Raw genomic sequence first — 19233 nt, 5'->3', positions numbered from 1 at the left:
GGTCGGCGTGCCGGGCCTGACCCTGATGAACCGCTACATCAGCGGTGACAACGTGCACACCGCCACAGTCGACGACGGCAAGGAATGGGGCCGCGAAACCGAACTGGCCTACACCGTGCAGAGCGGTGCGTTGAAGAGCCTCAACGTGAAATGGCGTAACTCGACAATGCGCCGGGACTACAGCACCAACGAATTCGATGAGAACCGTATTTTCATCAGCTATCCGATCAGTTTGTTGTAAGGCGGTTGGGTGGGTCTGCTGGTGAGGGGGCGGCTGGGCTGGCGCCTTCGCGAGCAGGCTCGCTCCCACAAGGAAAGGTCACCCTTTGCCCGCGGTCATATGGCCTATACAACGGATATCACTCACTGTTTGCTCAGGTAATGCCATGACGACGACACCGATTCGCCAACCCCTCAATCGCCTGCTGCTGACCGGCGCCGCCGGCGGCCTGGGCAAAGTCCTGCGCGAGCGCCTCAAGCCTTTCGCCCGTCACATCCGGCTGTCGGACATCGCCAACATGGCCCCGGCCATCGATGAAAGCGAAGAAGTGGTGCCGTGCGACCTGTCTGATAAGCACGCCGTGCACCAACTGGTGGAAGGTGTCGATGCCATCCTGCATTTCGGGGGTGTTTCGGTGGAGCGCCCGTTCGAAGAGATCCTCGGCGCCAACATCAGTGGCGTGTTCCACATCTACGAAGCCGCCCGCAAGCACGGCGTCAAGCGCGTGATCTTCGCCAGTTCCAACCACGTCATCGGCTTCTACAAGCAGGACGAGGCCCTCGATGCGCTCTCCCCGCGCCGCCCGGATGGTTACTACGGCCTGTCCAAGTCCTACGGTGAAGACGTCGCCAGTTTCTACTTCGATCGCTACGGCATCGAGACCGTGAGCATCCGCATCGGCTCGTCGTTCGCCGAGCCACAGAACCGCCGGATGATGAGCACCTGGCTGAGCTTCGACGACCTCACCCAACTGCTCGAATGCTCGCTCTACACGCCCAAGGTCGGCCACACCGTGGTCTATGGCGTGTCCGCCAACCGCGACGTCTGGTGGGACAACAGCCACGCCGCGCACCTGGGTTACCAACCCAAGGACACTTCCGAGATTTTCCGCGACAAGATCGAAGCCCAGCCAATGCCAGCCGCCGACGACCCGGCCAGGATCTACCAGGGCGGTGCCTTCGTCGCAGCCGGCCCGTTCGACGACTGATTGGCCTGTTTCCATGGGATACGAACGTACAAAGGAATCACCATGCAAGCCGAATTGATTGTCGATGCACGCAACGCCGTCGGGGAGAGCCCGGTGTGGGTCCCCGAGGAAAACGCCCTGTATTGGGTGAACATCCCCAGCGGTGGCCTGCAACGCTGGAATGCCAGCAGCGGAAAAATCCAGGGCTGGGAAGCCCCCGAAATGCTTGCCTGCATTGCCCGTCACCAGGACGGCGGCTGGGTCGCGGGCATGGAAAGCGGTTTCTTCCGCCTGCACCCCCATGACGACGGCAGCCTCGACAGCGAACTCTGTGGGAGCGTCGAGCACAGCCGCGTCGACATGCGCCTCAACGATGGCCGTTGCGACCGCCAGGGCCGCTTCTGGGCCGGCAGCATGGTGCTGAACATGGCCGCCAACGTCGACGAGGGCCGGATGTACCGGTATGAAGCCGGGCAACGCAGCCCGGTCGAGGCGCAACTGAGCGGTTTCATCGTGCCCAATGGCCTGGGCTTCAGCCCGGACGGGCGGACGATGTACCTCTCCGATTCACACCCGTTGAGCCAGCAGATCTGGGCTTTCGATTACGACATCGACAGCGGCACCCCATCCAACCGGCGGCTGTTCGTCGACATGCTGCCCCTGGCCGGTCGCCCGGACGGCGCGGCAGTCGACGCCGACGGTTGCTACTGGATCTGCGCCAACGACGCTGGGCTGATTCACCGTTTCACCCCCGATGGACGTCTCGACCGCTCGCTGGAAGTGCCGGTGAAAAAACCCACCATGTGCGCCTTTGGCGGCAGCCGCCTGGACACCCTCTTCGTCACCTCGATCCGCCCCGGCGACGACAACGACCCACAGTCCCTGGCCGGTGGTGTGTTCGCCCTCAAGCCCGGCGTCAAGGGCCTGGCTGAACCGGTTTTCGGAGGGCTGAAACACGCCGCGAAATGATCTGCTTCACCGCTTTGCTGAATGAGCCATAAAAAAAACAACAAACTGGAGATTGACCATGAATTTCAAACGCACGCTTCTGATCGCAGCCCTCCCCCTGGCTTTCCTGGCCCAGGCGGCCCATGCCCTTGAACTCAAGATCGCCGACATCCATCCCAAGGGCTACCCCACCGTGATGGCCGAAGAAAGCATGGGCAAGACCCTGACCAAAGAGACCAACGGCGAGCTGACCTTCAAATACTTCCCAGGCGGTGTATTGGGTTCCGAAAAGGAAGTCATCGAGCAGATGCAAGTCGGCGCGATACAGATGTCCCGGGTCAGCCTGGGTATCGTCGGTCCTGTGGTGCCGGATGTGAACGTGTTCAACATGCCGTTCATCTTCCGCGACCAGGCCCACATGCGCGCCGTCATCGACGGTGATGTGGGCGATGCGATCCTCGACCGGATCACCAATTCCGAGTTCGGCCTGGTGGCCCTGGCCTGGATGGACGGCGGCACGCGCAACATCTACACCAAGAAGCCGGTGCGCAAGCTCGAAGACCTCAAGGGCATGAAGATCCGCGTGCAAGGCAACCCGATGTTCATCGAGATGATGAACGCCATGGGCGCCAACGGTATCGCGATGGACACCGGTGAAATCTTCAGCGCCCTGCAGACCGGCGTGATCGACGGCGCGGAAAACAACCCGCCGACCCTGCTCGAACACAACCACTACCAAAACGCCAAGTACTACAGCCTCACCGGACACCTGATCCTGCCAGAGCCGATCGTGATGTCGAAAATCACTTGGGAAAAACTGACCCCGGATCAACAGACGATGGTCAGGAAAGCCGCCAAGGCTGCCCAGGCCGAAGAGCGTGCGCTGTGGGACCAGAAGTCCACCGCCAGCGAAGAAAAACTCAAGGCTGCGGGTGTCGAGTTCATCACGGTCGACAAAAAACCCTTCTACGACGCCACCGCACCGGTACGGGCCAAGTACGGCGCGCCCTATGCCGACCTGATCAAGCGTATCGAAGCCGTTCAGTAACGCCTCCCGTTCTGTACTCATGAAAAGGCCCGGCACGCCTGATGCCCAAGGCGTGCCCGGTTACGGTGGAACCCGATGAAGAATTTGCTGCTGCGTATCAACGATAAGATCTACATGACGTGCATCTGGGTTGCCGGCCTTTCCGTCCTGGCGATTTCCCTGATGATTCCCTGGGGCGTGTTCGCCCGCTACGTGCTGGGCTCCGGCTCGAGCTGGCCCGAGCCCACGGCGATCCTGCTGATGATGGTGTTCACCTTCATTGGTGCCGCCGCCAGTTACCGTGCCGGTGCGCACATGGCCGTGGCCATGCTCACCGACCGCATGCCACCGCACCTGAAATCCGCGGCGTCGATCTTTTCCCAATTGCTCATGGCCCTGATCTGCATCTTCATGACGGTCTGGGGCTTCAAGCTGTGCATGTCCACCTGGAACCAGTTCATGGCTTCCCTGCCCGGCCTGCGAGTTGGCGTGACCTATTTGCCGATTCCCCTGGGCGGCTTGCTGACGCTGGTTTTCGTCCTGGAAAAACTCTTGCTCGGTGACCAGAGCAAACGGCGGGTCGTGCAGTTCGACCTGGTTGAAGAAAGTGAAGGTGCCGCTTAATGGACGCTCTGATACTGCTGGGCAGTTTTATCGTGTTGATCCTGATCGGCATGCCGGTCGCCTACGCCTTGGGCGCTGCCGCCCTGATCGGGGCGTGGTGGATCGACATCCCGTTCCAGGCCGTGATGATCCAGGTGGCGGGCGGGGTGAACAAGTTCTCCCTGTTGGCCATTCCGTTCTTCGTGCTGGCCGGTGCGATCATGGCCGAGGGCGGCATGTCCCGCCGCTTGGTGGCGTGTGCCGGGGTGCTGGTGGGTTTTGTGCGTGGTGGCCTGTCACTGGTCAACATCGTCGCCTCGACCTTCTTCGGCGCGATCTCCGGTTCGTCAGTGGCCGACACCGCGTCGGTGGGCTCGGTGCTGATCCCGGAAATGGAACGCAAGGGCTATCCACGGGACTTTTCCACCGCCGTGACCGTCAGCGGTTCGGTGCAAGCCCTGCTCACCCCGCCAAGCCATAACTCGGTGCTCTACTCCCTGGCTGCCGGCGGTACGGTCTCGATTGCCTCGCTGTTCATGGCGGGCATCGTGCCAGGCTTGCTGATGAGCGCGTGCCTGATGGTGTTGTGCCTGATCTTCGCGAAAAAGCGCAACTACCCCAAGGGCGAAGTGATCCCGATGCGCCAGGCGTTGAAAATCGTCGGCGAAGCCCTGTGGGGCCTGATGGCGATGGTGATCATCCTCGGCGGCATCCTGTCGGGCATCTTCACCGCCACCGAATCGGCGGCCATCGCGGTGCTGTGGTCGTTCTTCGTGACCATGTTCATCTACCGCGACTACAAGTGGCGTGAACTGCCGAAGCTGATGCACCGCACCGTGCGCACCATCTCCATCGTGATGATCCTGATCGGCTTCGCCGCCAGCTTCGGCTACATCATGACGCTGATGCAGATCCCGGCGAAGATCACCACGATGTTCCTGACCCTGTCGGACAACCGCTACGTGATCCTGATGTGCATCAACGTGATGTTGCTGCTGTTGGGCACCGTGATGGATATGGCGCCGCTGATCCTGATCCTCACGCCGATCCTGATGCCGGTTATCGTCGGCATCGGCGTGGACCCGGTGCAGTTCGGCATGATCATGCTGGTGAACCTGGGCATCGGGCTGATAACGCCACCCGTGGGGGCGGTGCTGTTCGTCGGCTCCGCCATCGGCAAGGTCAGTATCGAAAGCACGGTCAAGGCACTGCTGCCGTTCTACGCCGTGCTGTTCCTGGTGCTGATGCTCGTGACCTATGTGCCAGCCCTGTCGCTGTGGTTGCCGCACCTGGTGTTGTAACCATTCCATCAGCAAGCAAGCTCCCTCGCCACAACAGCGTCCACACAAAATCTGCATTTCCTCACTGCTTTTCAATCCAGCAGACAACCACCATGACCCCACCTCTTCTGCACCTCGAAGACGAACTGACCCGCCTCACGCTGGCCCCGCACCTGGGCGCCAGCCTGGTGGACTGGACCTTGCGCAGCAGCGGCGCCCCACTGCTACGCCCACCCGCGCCGCAAGCCCTGGAAAACGGCCTGCCCGGCAAGCTCGGTGGCTTCCCATTGATCCCCTGGTCGAACCGGATCGCCCACGGCGGTTTCGATTGCCCTGGCGGCTGGCTGGCCCTGGAGGCCAACAGCCCCAACGACCCGTTCCCCATCCATGGCAGCGCCTGGCAGCAACCGTGGCAAGTGACCGAACAGAATGCCCAGGAAGCGCTGCTGCAACTCGACAGTCAGCACCCGTTCGGTTATTGCGCCAGTTTGCGTGTCCGCTTGCGCGGCGGCCAGTTGCAAATCGCGATGCTCGTCACCCACACGGCGAAACAGCCGGCGTGGCATGGCCTCGGCCTGCACCCATACTTCCCGCGCACCGCCGGCACGCGCCTGCAAACCCGGGCGAGCGAAGCCTGGCTATGCGACGCCACGAAACTGCCGACGGAACGGATCGACCTGCCCGAACACTGGAACTTCCAGGAGGCCCGCTTACTGCCGGACACCCTCGTGGACAACGGCTTCGGTGGCTGGAACGGGCATTGCCTGATCCAACAGCCGGACCTGGGTTACGAGCTGGCGTGCCAGGCCAGCGGCTGCGATTACTTCCTGCTGTACTGCCCCGTGGGCCTGGATTTCTTTTGCATTGAACCGGTCAGTCACCCGGTCAACGCCCACCACCTGCCTGGGCGGCCAGGGTTGCGCCTGCTGGAGCAAGGGCAATCGGTGGCGCTGGGGTTTTCGATGCAGTGCCGGTTGCTATGATCATCCGAGGTTGCATTGACTTCCACACCATAGATTGAGGTCCGTATCGACTGGCGTAGGTCAAAAGGCAGGCGCCTGTCATGACTCCGGAGCACTCGCCATTATCTGGCCCGAGCCATAGGGTATCCGACAGTAGGCGCCCAGATAATCCTGTATCGCCTGCGTTCCGATCTCTCCCGTGTAGGGGTTCGCCCAAAGTGGCCATAGGGGATTACCGTTCTCGAAGGCGCCGGTCCAATGCCTGTAGTTAAAACCCGTGGGTACGACGTAGTACGTTCGAATGGCTTCCATGGTGCCGCCGTCCGGACGTGGCGGCTGGGCGAATGAATTCGCCGCCCCTTGGGAGTTCGCCCAGTTGGCCGCTTCACCCCCTGTAATGGTTCCGATCATGGCCATCGTCCAGGCGTTCGATCGGATCACCGTATAGGCGGCTGTTTGCCCAGAAGCATCGGCGACCGTAATCGTCGCCTGTCCGTTAGCCCATCCCTCGACCGTACCGTAGCCATCCACGCGGGCGACATCAGCGTTTGACGTGTAGTACGTGTATCCGGGGTTCCCCGTTATGGGGGTACGAGTCACTGTCGTTCCAGCAGGCATGGGCGTGGCGGTTCGTGGTTGTCCGATGTACAGGAAGAACCCGTTGAGGTACACGGGGCTGGTATCGATCACCAGTGCCTGCGCTACATTGATTCCCCAATAATTGGACTCTGGATGATCGCTATACAGCGCCTTGGCGTTGAGGATATGGGCACCCTCGGCGAGCCCGCTCAGTGACAGACTCCAATCACCGTAGCCATCGACATCGGCAGTGCCTTTCAGGTCGGCGTTGTCGAAAATCTGTACCTGCATGCCCATGGAGGCCCTACCGCTCAGGGTGATACTGGTGGCGAGGGTATAGCCGCCGTTGGCGATTGGGGCCTGATGCGGATCCCTGATCGACGTGATCGTCGGCGGTGTGACGGCAACCACATTGATTCCCCAAGCACCGGATATTGGATTGTCGCCGTAGAGTGCCTTGGCGACAAAGATATGGGGGGCCACGCTCAAGCCGCTGACAGTCAAGCTCCAGTCCTCATCGCCATTGGCCTCGGCGGTGCCCTTCAAGTTGTCGCCTTCGTAAATCTCCACCCTCTGGGCCTTCGCCGCCTTGCCACTGAGGGTGACGCTGGTCTCGACGGTATACCCGCCATTGGCGATTGAGGCTTGATGCGGGTCCTTGGCCGAGTCGATGGTTGGATCGATCAGTTGAGCCGAGCCGACCCTCAGGTGTCGGACGATAGAATTGCCCAGCAAGGAGGTGCCCCGGGTAATGGAATAGCTGACATCCACCGTCCCGTTCAGGTTGCCGCTCACATAGGTGAACGGCACGGTAAAAGGCACTGGCTTGCCTGCCGTGTTCGCGTTCAAGGTTCTTGAAGCGTCCGGGGCATTGCTGGACGAGCCCCGCCAACGCAGCACGACTACATCATCGCGCACGGTGACGGTATAAGGCACGATAACATTGGCCCCGATGGCCGGGTTGACCTCGTCCGGGTCCAGCATATCGTCCGGGGCTTCAACGACGGTCGGGATGGGCAGCGAAGGCGCCGCGACACCCACGGTCAGTTCCAAGACATCCGAATCGGGTTGACCGTTCACGCTGTAATAAACCTTGAGCGAACCGCCATCCAGGCGCTTGACCTGTGCCTTGGGCAAGTTTCCCAGCACCGGTTCGCCTGCCACCTCCCCGGCCACGATGACAGGAACGTCGTAGTAAGTCGGATGATCGGAGGCAGTGAGGCCTTCGCACACGATGATGATCCGATCGCCGGGGCTGCGCCCCGCATAGTCAGGGACGGACAAGGTATAGAAGTTCAGGTCCGGATCAAGTGTATTACCAGTGGCCTCGACAATACCGGGTGGGCCATAACGACGATAATCGCCGACCACGGTCACGGCCTTGCTCTTCGAAGGACGATCGTCTTCACCGCTTCTGATCCGCACATACTCCACCGAAGCCCGGCCTCGAGCGATGGCGGCCACATCTTCATAAGGAATGGTGAAGTTGTAGGAATAGGGAATGGCCTCGACCGTTTCCTCGAGAGGCCCAACGTCCACCGGGAAACCGTCGGCGGAAGTGCCGCGCCAGGTCAAGCGCAAAATATCGCCAACGGCATGTTCATAGCGGTTGGTATTCACACGAACGATGACGGGATTTCCAGCCAACACTTCAAGGTCAACTTCCTCGACAGGCATATCGTTGACCAGCACCATCGGCGGATCGAGCCGGTTGTTGTTCAAATCGACCAGAATCTGGGTCGCCGCCGACCAACGCCAGTACCCGCCAGGGTAGTTGCCGCACTCATCCACCACCTGGTAGGCAACAGCAACAGCGTCGCTGTCACCGTTCTGCTCGATGACATCCAGGGGCACGGTAATCGTAATCTCCTGCTCCACCTCACCATCGGCCACCGTGTGATAGACGTTCTTTGAACCCCAAGCCACGTTGATCCGGTCGTTACGACGCATGAACCGGTAAGGCTTGATGGTAATCGGTACACCGCCGGTGTCACCCGGCCCAACACCGTCATCGATGATGTCCTGGGGAATCGAATAGCGCAGCCCCGAATGTCCCGGGGTGCCCTGCTCTTCATCGAAACCACCAGGCGGGTCCAGTTTGACCAGCAGTTTCCACTGCGGCTGGGATTCCACGGGCTGCGCGGCGCCTACTCGCAGCACACTGTAGAACACCGGAAAAGCGTCGCCTCGAACGATATGCCCCTCCTCAATGCGGAACACCAGTTGCTGATTTTTTTGAGCAAGGTCGATTTCGGTGCTCCAGACGGGGGTGGTCGTGTCATTCCAGTAGAACTTGAAAGAGTCGCCCACTTCCATCTGTGTCCAGGGATCGACGACACAGAGCAATCCACCCTCCGCCAGCCGAGCCGGGACACCGCCATCGTAGTCCTCGACAGGCTGGGTCCAACCGGGAAACCATGGAGGATCAAGACCTTCCAGTGGACGGTTTTCAGGCGAATAACGTGCTGGAAATCGCTTGTTCATGGGACACCTGGGCTCAGCGTTCGAGGGGCGTGCCGATACAACGGGTGGCGCGATGGAAAGGGAATTAACGCGTGCTTTAGGGAGGCCGTCTACTGTCAAAACTTACAGGTACGGGCAGATAGTTGATGAATTGTCAGGGCAGACAACGAACCACATGGCGCCCGGGACCTTATGGTTGGCGTATACGAATGTTGTCCAGGTCTACTATGCCTCCTTGGCTGTAGCCCGAACTAAACAACACGTAGTCGGGTAATTGACTGAAGGTGAAGTCTTTTGAATAGGGCGCCCAATCACTGGAAAGATTGAAATAGAGCATGGTCTCCCCCGCTGAATAATTCGATGCGAAAACCAAGGGATTGGCACCCGACGGCGTACGGCCAACGAAGCTGATCTCATAGCGCACTCCGGGTTGCAACGGCAGTTGCAGGCGTGCAATCCCAGCGGCTCCGCTGCCCCCCGGACCCGATCCCAGTCGCCCGAAGTCGTTGCCGGCCTCGTGCACGACCTCAAACAGTTGTCCCGCGTACCAACCATGGGTATTGCCACCTTCAAAAGAGGTGTAGTGATCCTGCAGCCGCTGCCCACGGACCGTGTACGATCGCGACGGGAACGTCACCGCCTCGGCTTCGGCGGTGCTTTGGTCAAAGGTGACTTTGAACTCCACTGTCAGGGTACTGCCGTCGCGCAACTCCCGCAGTTCACCAATCAATGCGGTGTTGGTTGCGAAGCCAGCCAAGACCCATTGCTCGGAAACCCGGCTCCCATTGGCTTGCCCCCAGAGCGTGCGTTCATAGGCCGAACCATCGGTTTTCGTGCCCGTCAGGCGCAGCCACACGTACTGGCCTGTCGCGATGTGCGGCCAGCTGTCGATACGCACGGTGGCATTGCCGGTCAACGTGTTCATGTCCAGCTCCGATCCCTCGCCACCGTTGGCCGCCTGCAATATCTTTGGCTTGGCCACCTGCAGATCGGCCTGGGCGATGGGCTGCACCGCCAGGGAGAGTTCGGGCGAAGGGATGGGATCTTCGTTGCCCCGAATGACCTCATAGGACACCTTCACCGATTTGCCCAGGTTAAAGGCCACCACCCGGTTAGGGATCGGAATCTCCAACCCGGCGCTGACCAACGATTCGCCCGAGGTATAGGAGCCACCCGCAGGTGTTCCCGGCGCACCGGTCCAGGTGACCTTCAGTTTGTCATCGGGAAGCAGCGCGATGTCGGCGGGTACCACGATGTTCAGCGAGTCCGTGGCATTGATCGGGTTCAGGGTCGTGCCATCGGCTTCTTTCACCGAAGGGGCCAGCGGTACGACCTGCCCGTTGACGGTATAGGTGCGCAGCGGGAAAGGAAAAGCCAGGTTCTCGTCGGTGCTCGAAGTGAACGCAACCTTGAACTCTACCGTGAGCGTACTGCCGTCGCGTAGCGCCTGCAGGTAACTGTAGGGGATATCGGTATACAGATAGCCGCGATCGTACTCCACCGGCGTGACCCGCGACGGGGCTACCCATACTTGATAGTCATGTTGCGAACCGTCTGTCTTTTCCCCCTTCAGGCGCAGCCATACATACTGATCTATCGCCATGTGCGGCCAGCCGTCGATGTTCAGCCTGGCGCCACCTGTTACCTGATTCAGGTCCAACTCAGGTCCTTCGCCATTGTGGGCGGCTTTCAGGATTTTCGGCTTGGGAAGCACCAGATCCTGCGGATCGAAGGTGAAGACCTTGCCATCCGTTGCGGCAAGATCCACCTGCATGATCGGCAGGTAGCGCCCGGTCTGCTGGAAGTAATCGCGCTGAAAGAACACTGCGTTGGGCTTGGCCACTTCAGCGACGTAAAAGAAGGCTTCAAGCGGCAGTTGTTCACCAATGTTCTGGGGCCAATTGGCAATGATGAGTTCATTGTGTTGCCCCCTTTGCACCGCAATATCCAGTAATGCCCTGGCCTTGAGGCTCACAGCAAAGGGCAGTGTTTCGCCTGTGAAGCTGCAGGACGTAAATTTGCTGGCCAGCGCATTAAAATGCGCTAGCCATTGCTGTTCAGTCGTAATGCCCTGGTCGGCGCAGGGCGTGCTTACTTGCGGTGCGCCGGTGTGTTCGTTGCAACTGCTCGAGCGATAAAACGTGGCGCCGTCATAGGGGTAAGCACAACGGACCTTGAGCGGGTACCCGGTGGGGGCTGCCAGCTCCTTCATGATCAGCCCCTGGTTCTTGGCCCAGGCGAGTCTGGACAAATACACATCCGTCCGCATATAGGAAAATGAAACACCATTGCGGCTTATGGAACCGTCACTGGGGTTCCATGCATGGAACGCCGATGAAGCGTCGGTGGTTCGAATCAGCACGCCGTTGCAGTTATAGGCTGGCGTATCGCCGGGACAGGCCATGGCGGTATCTGCATAGCGGGCATTGAGCCTCGACGCGACCTGATAGCCGATGTAGAGCTGGTCCTGCTGATTGAAGCCAAACACCGCATCCGGTGCCTGGGTCAGGTCCATCCGCAGGATCGGCAACCAATCCCCCGTGGCGTTGAAGTAGTCGCGCTGATCCTTTTGCGCCCCCAGCAGTGCCCCGGTTTTTGTCGACTCATAAAACAGGCCATGCAACGGCATCTGCTTGGGAGCCTGGGCATCCCAGTTCCTGACCAACAGCAAATTTGGCTTGGCCGACCACGTGTCATCGATCATTTGATGGGCCACCAGGCTGGCCTTGAACTGTGCCGGATCGCGGCTGCTCAGCGAGCATTGGCGTTCGGATTGCTGGTCCTGTTGCTGAAAATGGGCGAGCCAACCAGGAGCATCGCCAATCCCTAGCGCGGCGCATGAGCTGACGTCTTGTGTGGCGACGGTCGCCGCTGGCAGGCCACAGCCATGGTCAGGGCGGTTGCCTGCAAGGGTCATCTCGAAGGGATAGGCACACAACACGTCGAGGGTTTTGCCCTGGCCGATGGCGGTGAACTGATCGGTAAAGATCACGCCGTTTGCCTGCGTCAGCCCGCGGGTGTCCAGATCGGCCCGCAGGTAGGCGAAACCCTCGGCGCCTGACTGAGCGGACACCGCGCCGTGTTTCCAGAACTCGTCCACGCCTTGGCTTGCGCGCACCAGCACACCGCTGCAGAAGTACGCCGGGTTGTTGCCCACGCATTGCGTCGCGGTGTTCTGGTAGCGACTGTTGAGCAATTGCGCGACTTCCGGGCCAGTGATGGCAAGCGCCGGTCCTCCCACGAACAGCAGGACAAGTGCCAGGGTGCGGATTAACGGCATGATCGGTGCTCCATGGGTCATCCGATGAGATCGCTCCGACTTCAGGCTGGGCACGCCCGAATACCTTTTCATTCAGTCATCACCATCCTTGGGGGTTCGGATTGGGTGTGATGCCTTCGGTCAGCGTTTGCATCGATGTGCCTTGGACCGTTTGATCCTGCGCGTCGAAGGCAAATGGATGGACCTGGGGTGCGGCAAGGTTCAAGCGCACGATGGGCAGGAAGAGCGCGGTCTGCTCCAGATAGTCACGCTGGATGAATCTGGCATTGGCCAACCCCGTTGCATTTCCCGACGTGTAGAAAAACGCTTCGATGGGAAGCTCCCGGGGAATGTCATTGGGCCAGACCGCAATGATGATTTCGTTCCAGGCGCCTACATAGGACGAATGAGTGATGGACTGACGCACGTCGACGCTGAGCTGAAAAGCCCCGGGCGTCATTTCAAAAGCACAGCTGGTGTGTGGGGTGCTGGCATATCTTGAGCGCCAGGCTGCGACGGTAATGACCCCCAGGGACCTGCAACTGGCGCGACAGCTGTCGGGAATTGCATTGGTCCCGGCATTGGCGGGGTAAGCGCAGCGCAGGGTCACCGGATGACCTGTCGGTGCAAAAGTTTCCTTGAGCGTGTACCCCTGCGTACCCGCCAACCGTACAGTGCCGACATCGGCTCTGATGTAGGAAAATGAAATCCCGTTGCGTCCAATCGAATTGTCGCTTGGGTTCCAAGCGTGAAAATTGGGGGATGCGTCCGCAGCCCGAATCAAAACCCCATTGCATTTGAACGCCGGCTGTTCATCCCGGCAGGTTGCGGCAGTGGCGTCGAAACGCGCATTCATCTTCGCGGCAACCTGATGGCCGATGTACAACTGATCCTGAAGATTGAAACCGAACACCGCCTCCGGCGCCCGGCTCAAGTCCATGCGCAGGATCGGCAACCAATCCCCCGTGGCGTTGAAATAGTCACGTTGATCCTTCAATGCACCGAGCAAGGCGCCGGCCTGGGTGACGTCGTAGAACAGGCCGAGCATCGGCATCTGCCTCGGCGCGCTGGCATCCCAGTTCCTGACCTGGACTTGCATGGGCTTAACCGACCAGGTGCTGTCGAGGCCTTCGTGGGCCACCAGGCTGGCCTTGAACGGTTCAGGTTCCAGGCTACTCAAGGAGCATTGGGCCGTGGGTTGCTGGTTTTGCCGGCGGAAATGTTCGAGCCAGCCTTGGGCATCGCTGACGCCTTGGACCGCACACGAGGAAGAGTCCGCCGTGGCATTGGCCGCGATCCAGCCGCAACCAAAGTCGGGACGGTTGGCTTGCAGGGTGAATGGGAAAGGATAGGCGCACAGTACATCCAGCGTCTTGCCCTGGCTGATGGCGGTGAACCCGTCGCTGAGCAGTACCCCGTTGGGTTGCGCCAGGGAGCGAGTACCCAGATCGGCGCGCAGGTAGGTGAAACTTTGTGCCCCCAGTTGCGACGACACCGGATCGACCTCCCAGAATCGCCCTGGCGAACTGCCCCGCGCCAATACACCGCTGCAAGCATGGGCGGGTTTTTGCGCCGCACATTCACTAGGGGTGAACTGGAAATTACGATTGAGCAGTTGCGCCACTTCAGGGCCCGTCGCCGCCTTAACCGTCATAGCCGCCAACGCGGCAATCGATAACAGCAGCGCAAGCATCAGGTGGCCCGTACGCGTGTTCATGGCCGGGAAATACCTACCGCCTGATGGTGTGTCTGGAGGTCCGAACTGCTGGCGTTGTCGTTGACCGAGTCGCCATTGAGGTCGTAGTGCCATGCCGTTCCAGCTCCCACCAGGGTGCCAGTCCAGATGGGATAGTTCAGCCAGCCCAGATAGGTTCCCACACCCTCGCCTTGCGGCAAGCCAGCCCTGTACAGCGTCCAGAACTGCTTGATCTGCGCCAGCGTCACGGGCTCAAGCCCCGCCGCCGTACAAGCGTTTTGCATGCCGTCCCAGTGAGCATCATGGGTCAGGAAATGCAGTTCCCGAATACCCCTGACCGTCAGCGAAAAGCTTTGGGTTTGCTGCGGTGTGCTGCTGTCGGTGGCGCTGATGGTGCATTGACCGTTGCGGCGAACGGTGATCTGACCGCTGTGCTCATCGACACTGGCGATTTGCAGGTCGCTGCTGCTGTATGTGTAGGGCGCATTGCCCCACTCCGCCACGCGGGTCAGGTGCGCGAAATCGGGGACTTGCAGGGGTGGTTTCTCAACGGCGGCGATGTAATTCCTGTCGCTCAGGTCGAGCATGGCATCGTCTTCGAAGCCGGCGCTCAATCTCAATGTCAGGACCCCGGATTTCTGCGGTGTGCCGACGCCTTCGAACTGCACCTCGTAGTGCACCAGCACAACATTGTCCTGGGCGTGATCGATGAATGTTTGAGCACCCACGGGAAATTCCACATCACGGTCCACCGCACCGGCGCTGATTGGAATGAAGTCGATGAGTTCGCCATGAAAATGCAACATGACGTTGTCTCGGAACTTCATCGGATCATAGGCCTTGACCCGGACCGTCGCGCCTTCGGGCGGAAGGCTCTGCGGATCCAACACGTTTCCCGGTGCTTCGTCCACGGAAGGTTCTTGCAAATCCAAAGTGACTGGCATGTCGATGGTTCCTGAAGGAATGACGTCCGGCGCAGCCGCGGCCCGCCAGACGTCCAAGCGTCAAAGGGATTGCCGGACAATACCGGCCAACTGGTTGGCTTTGAGTGCCCTCCCCCTCGAGGACGCGTTGGCCTTGTAGGAAACCTTGCCCTCCAGCCTGTCTTGCACGGCGCTGCTATCGCCCCCTCCTCCGGCATGCCCCCACGTCACCACTCGACCGTCGGCGGTCAGTGCCACGAAACCGTGGGTGTTGCTGTAGAGCGCTTGAACTTGCGTCAACTGCCCAACCACCGCCGAGGTATCGCCGCCGACCGTTGCGTTGCCCCACGCCACCACCGTGCCGTTTTTTCGCAGGGCTGCAAAGGCCATCGACGAGCCGGCCACTTGGACAATGTCATCCAGGCCTGCGATATCCCCGGGTACCTCGCCACCCTCCGCCGGTCTGCCCCAGGCCACTACGTGGCCGTTCTCTCGGCGTGCCGCGAAAGCGCGCCAGGTGGAGCAGACTTCGATAATGTCCGTCAATCCTCCAATCAAGGGGTCGATTGTGCCGCCATACTCTTCAGCTCCCCAAGCGACGACCTGGCCCTGATCATTCCTGGCGGCGAAGGCCTGGGCATTGCCACAGCTCAGTTCGATGATGGTCATCGCGGCGATGGCAGGCGGGACGGTGCCACCCGCCGTTGCACTGCCCCAGGCCACGACTCGACCATTACGGCGGTGGGCAGCAAACGCATTGTAATTACCGAGGACGGTTTTGATATCGGTGAAGCCTGCGATGTCAGCCGGGACCGTTCCGCCGGTCGTGGCATCCCCCCAGGCCACGACTTGTTCGGTCTCCCGAAGGGCCGCGAACGCCAGTCCGCCGGCGATCACTTCGACGACGTCGCTCAAGTTGCCGATCGCCTCGGGCACCGTCCCACCGGCGGCCGCCACGCCCCAGGCGACGACCTTGCGGGTGTTTTTCAAACCGGCGAACGCCGTGGCATTGCCCACGACCTGGGTGAAATTCAACGGATCGATCCCGGTCATGAGCCCGCCTTCGGCGGAAGTGCCCCAGGTCACCACGGCACTGTTGGACCGACGGCCCGCATAGGCGCTGCGTGTGCAGCTCACTTCAACGATGTCGTCCATGGTGATGATCGTGGGGGGAATGGCGCCGCCATAGCCGGCATTGCCCCAACCCAACACGTCGCCTACATCGCGATGGGCAACGAAGGCGGCCAGGCCGGTCACGGTGGTGTCTATACCGTTACCGATGATGTTGGCCGGGTTGAGCGTCAGTTGATCATCGCTCGTGCGCACCTGTAGCGGTTGATGCGGGGAGGAATCGCGCCAGATGTCGGCCGTCGTCCATTGATCCCCCGTGGCGTATTTCCACTGTGCCTGGATGGGCTGGCCAGTGGTGGCATTGAATGCGCTCAAGACACGACTGCTGCCAGAGGCCCGGTAGGTGCTGCGGTTGTAGCGCGCGCCCATGACCTTCAGGGCTCCAGACCCAACCACCTTGCGGACATCGTACACGCTGGGGGTGGACGGCCCGTCTGTCCCACCGGCCTTGCGTACCACCGTATAACTCAGGGAGATGCTGTTGCCGTCATTGGCGTTGATCACCGCGTAAGGAACCTTGATCGATGACAGCTCCTTGTCGGCTTCCGAAGGCAGGACGGTGTGTGGGTAGCGGGTCGTGCTCTGCCCTACGACCGTCACGGTAATTTCATCATCGGTCTTCAGCAGCGCCGATGCCTTGATGACGACAGTGGCGCCATTGGGGTAGACACGGTCAGGGTTGAGTTGGTCCTCTTGCTCGCCTGTCGCTTCCTTGAACGTAGCGATGGGCAGTGCAAACATCTGCTCCTCTACCAGCAGTTGGTAATCCTCCCCGGGCGCTTCTCCACCTTCGAACAACTCCACCCGATAGCTGATCGTGACGATTTGATCCACGCTGGCCAGCACGGCGCTGCGAGGCACCGGAAACTCGACCGGCTTGCCCTGCATGTTTCCGGTGATGCTTTTGTCATCTTCGAATCGAAGCACGCCATCCTGGGTGGTCCATGTCACGTAAAAATGATCGCCGGCGTTTTCAGGGTCATTGGCTTCAATGTCGATATGGGCGCCGTTGAGGGCGTTGGCCGGATCCAGCACATCATCGACGGCCTCACGGACTTTGGCGGGGTCGAGCAGCGGTTGTCGCGCTTCCCCAATCACAAACTCCAAGGGGTTCGCGTAGCTGTATTTACCCGTCTCGGACCGCCAGATGTCGTATTTGACGGTCAGCTCTTCACCACGGTGGGCTTCGAAGTATTGCTGCACAAAGGCGGCACCGAGTGGAAACTCAACCTTCTTGCCGGCGCTCAGTGCATTGAGGGTCTTGGAGTCCTCGAACAACTGCACACCTTGGGCATCGAGCAATTGCCAGCTTACCCTGTCATTAGGTTTACTCGGATTCTCCACCGGGGCGGGACAGGTGACCTTGCTGGTGCCATTGGGCAGGTCGCCCGGCTCCAATGCGCCGGCCTGTTCCCCATCGACGATGGCCTTGACCAGTTCGAATTGTGGTTCGCCCACGTTCAAGAGCGCCGCATGTCGCGAGCCGCGCCTGACGATCTCGCCGTTTTCGTCGCTGAGCAGATTGTAGGAGAGGTCCAGCGTGCCGCCCTCAAGGGTCTTGAGGTGGCGGCCCTCGACGGTGATGAAGAAATCGTCCTTGGACTCGACTTCCTCCCGGCTGGGGAAGTACCACTCCAGCTCCGGTTCGTAGCTGCTTTGGTCAGGACGGGTCCCGAACCATTTGAGTTCGATGGCCATGCCCTCCTCGATGCGCTCGTCGAAGGGAATGCGGATGCGGGTGCTGGTCAGGTCTGGATCGAGCGCACCGCTCTGGGCATCTTCGGCAATGGGAGCTGCCAGGACCGTGGGCTCGCCGATGATGTTGACGAAGCGGCCCTTGGACTGTTGGATAACGATGCCATTGCGTTCCAGCTTGTAGGAGAACACCGCCTGGGTCTTGGCCAAGGCGCGGGCGCTGCTGTTGGACAACAACACAACCTCCACGACGGGCGGGTTCTTTTCGATCGGATGGCGAACCGTCTCCTCTACCGGGTCACCGTCAAGGGTGGTGCCCTTGACGCGCAGGATGATCACATCGTCCTTCTCGAATAAGTCGATATCATCGGCCCATACCTGAAGCTTGAGTGCTTCATCGCCGAGCGTGTCCAGGTCGAGCACATTGCCGTTGGCCTGTTCGAGGATCGGCGCGTCCAGCCGCGAACTGCCGGTGTCGACCACCAGGCGTATTTCCCGGCACCAATCCTCGGACACATTGTTCACCAGGTCGTAGATCTTGAAGGACACCGCCAGGCCCTCGGGGCCCGAGTCCCCTACCTCCTCGCGAATGATTTCCTTGCTGACGTGAATGATGATGGGATAGCTGGCCGGGTCGTCGATCTGCTCCCGGGTAACCGGAGCGGACGGTACCGGCGCGCCGCCCCAGCTCAAGTGGATCAGGTCGCCTTCGGCGATGTTCGGATAGGGCAACGGGCTCGGGCTGCCCGGCTTGGCCCGGACGATGATGTCGACACCATTTTCGGCGGTGTCCTGGTCCACGCCATCCTCGACGAGCGCCGGGTCGATGTACATGTACAACTCGGAATGTGAACCGGGGTCAGGGTCGGTGTCCTGGCCTCCAGGCAGTTCCAGCTTGACGTAAAGCCTGACCGACGGGGTGTAGGTTTCCTCCGCCTGACTGGGTCGCTTGATCACATAGGTCAACTCGTGGGGACCGGTTTGCAAGCGTCCTGGCGGGACCCACAAAGTCACGCGCTCATTGCGCTCGGTCTCGTCGGTGATCGTGTGCTGATCGACCACCCCGCCGTCCAACAGCAACTTGACGTTGTCACCGATGTCCATGAGCGTCGCCCAGGGCGGAATGTAAACCTTCAGTCCCTTGTTGGGAAAATTGCCCTGGACCGCGGCGAAGTTAAGGCCCCACTCGCCCGAAGGCAGATCCTGCTCGGTGCGCCCGGGGATGTCCGGGGGAAGCAGGGCCAGCGTTGAGACGTCTTTTTTCGGTTGAGTCAGCATGACGGGCACTCCGGTCGCGGAAAGGACGATGGAGTGATTTATGACGTGGAGCGTGTTCACTGACTACTGTCAGAGCTGACAGGTTTGAGCGGTTTGCAGACGAATGGTCGGGGCTGGCTGGGCACTGCTCCTGTGGCGAGGGAGCTTGCTCCCTCGCCACAGGTGGGTGTGCCAAAGGGCTCGCCACGGGCTAGTCGCTGAG

At 60.5% G+C, this 19233-nt stretch carries 12 protein-coding genes; 7 read left to right on the top strand and 5 right to left on the bottom strand.

Translation table 11 applies throughout. The features are described from left to right. The 7 genes from J4E53_RS13410 to J4E53_RS13380 all read left to right on the top strand — a co-directional run. The coding region (locus J4E53_RS13410) for an OprD family outer membrane porin (protein ID WP_207268149.1) at window positions 1–241 on the top strand (241 nt) is incomplete at its 5' end. A gap of 145 nt (window positions 242–386) precedes the next feature. Beyond that, window positions 387–1208, top strand: a complete 822-nt coding sequence (locus J4E53_RS13405; RefSeq protein WP_060741716.1) for an NAD(P)-dependent oxidoreductase — start codon at window positions 387–389, stop codon at window positions 1206–1208. Window positions 1209–1250: 42 nt separating this feature from the next. Next, window positions 1251–2156: an SMP-30/gluconolactonase/LRE family protein gene (locus J4E53_RS13400; RefSeq protein ID WP_060741715.1), complete on the top strand. Its 906-nt coding sequence runs from the start codon at window positions 1251–1253 to the stop codon at window positions 2154–2156. A 58-nt stretch (window positions 2157–2214) separates the two neighbouring features. Continuing rightward, complete coding sequence (locus J4E53_RS13395; RefSeq protein WP_060741714.1) at window positions 2215–3183, top strand: TRAP transporter substrate-binding protein; 969 nt, start codon at window positions 2215–2217, stop codon at window positions 3181–3183. Between the two features lie 75 nt (window positions 3184–3258). Then, the gene (locus J4E53_RS13390; protein WP_060741713.1) at window positions 3259–3786 is read left to right on the top strand and encodes a TRAP transporter small permease; all 528 of its coding nucleotides are present in this window, start codon (window positions 3259–3261) and stop codon (window positions 3784–3786) included. Continuing rightward, window positions 3786–5066, top strand: a complete 1281-nt coding sequence (locus tag J4E53_RS13385) for a TRAP transporter large permease (protein ID WP_060741712.1) — start codon at window positions 3786–3788, stop codon at window positions 5064–5066. The genes J4E53_RS13390 and J4E53_RS13385 overlap by 1 nt, the downstream gene beginning before the upstream one ends. Before the next feature lie 92 nt (window positions 5067–5158). Beyond that, window positions 5159–6028 carry an aldose 1-epimerase gene (locus tag J4E53_RS13380; protein ID WP_060741711.1) on the top strand — a complete coding sequence of 290 codons (870 nt, stop codon included), beginning with the start codon at window positions 5159–5161 and terminating at the stop codon, window positions 6026–6028. Window positions 6029–6106: 78 nt separating this feature from the next. Here the strand turns inward: J4E53_RS13380 and J4E53_RS13375 are convergent, their stop codons facing one another. From J4E53_RS13375 to J4E53_RS13355, 5 genes are all read right to left on the bottom strand, one after another. After that, on the bottom strand, window positions 6107–9070 hold the full coding sequence (locus J4E53_RS13375; protein ID WP_109791097.1) for an Ig-like domain-containing protein: 2964 nt from the start codon (window positions 9068–9070) through the stop codon (window positions 6107–6109). A gap of 169 nt (window positions 9071–9239) precedes the next feature. After that, complete coding sequence (locus tag J4E53_RS13370; RefSeq protein ID WP_146042620.1) at window positions 9240–12383, bottom strand: hypothetical protein; 3144 nt, start codon at window positions 12381–12383, stop codon at window positions 9240–9242. 25 nt (window positions 12384–12408) lie between these two features. After that, window positions 12409–14025 (bottom strand): hypothetical protein, encoded by a 1617-nt coding sequence (locus J4E53_RS13365; RefSeq protein ID WP_103308835.1) that lies wholly within the window; start codon window positions 14023–14025, stop codon window positions 12409–12411. Continuing rightward, window positions 14022–14948 carry a hypothetical protein gene (locus J4E53_RS13360; protein ID WP_060741709.1) on the bottom strand — a complete coding sequence of 309 codons (927 nt, stop codon included), beginning with the start codon at window positions 14946–14948 and terminating at the stop codon, window positions 14022–14024. The genes J4E53_RS13365 and J4E53_RS13360 overlap by 4 nt, the downstream gene beginning before the upstream one ends. A gap of 60 nt (window positions 14949–15008) precedes the next feature. After that, entirely contained in the window at window positions 15009–19031 is a 4023-nt protein-coding gene (locus tag J4E53_RS13355) for a hypothetical protein (protein WP_103308834.1), read from the bottom strand. Window positions 19032–19233 lie beyond the last annotated feature (202 nt).

Source organism: Pseudomonas sp. FW305-28, from assembly GCF_017351395.1.
Lineage (GTDB): Bacteria > Pseudomonadota > Gammaproteobacteria > Pseudomonadales > Pseudomonadaceae > Aquipseudomonas > Aquipseudomonas fluorescens_AA.
This window is presented reverse-complemented; position numbering and strand designations above follow the sequence as displayed.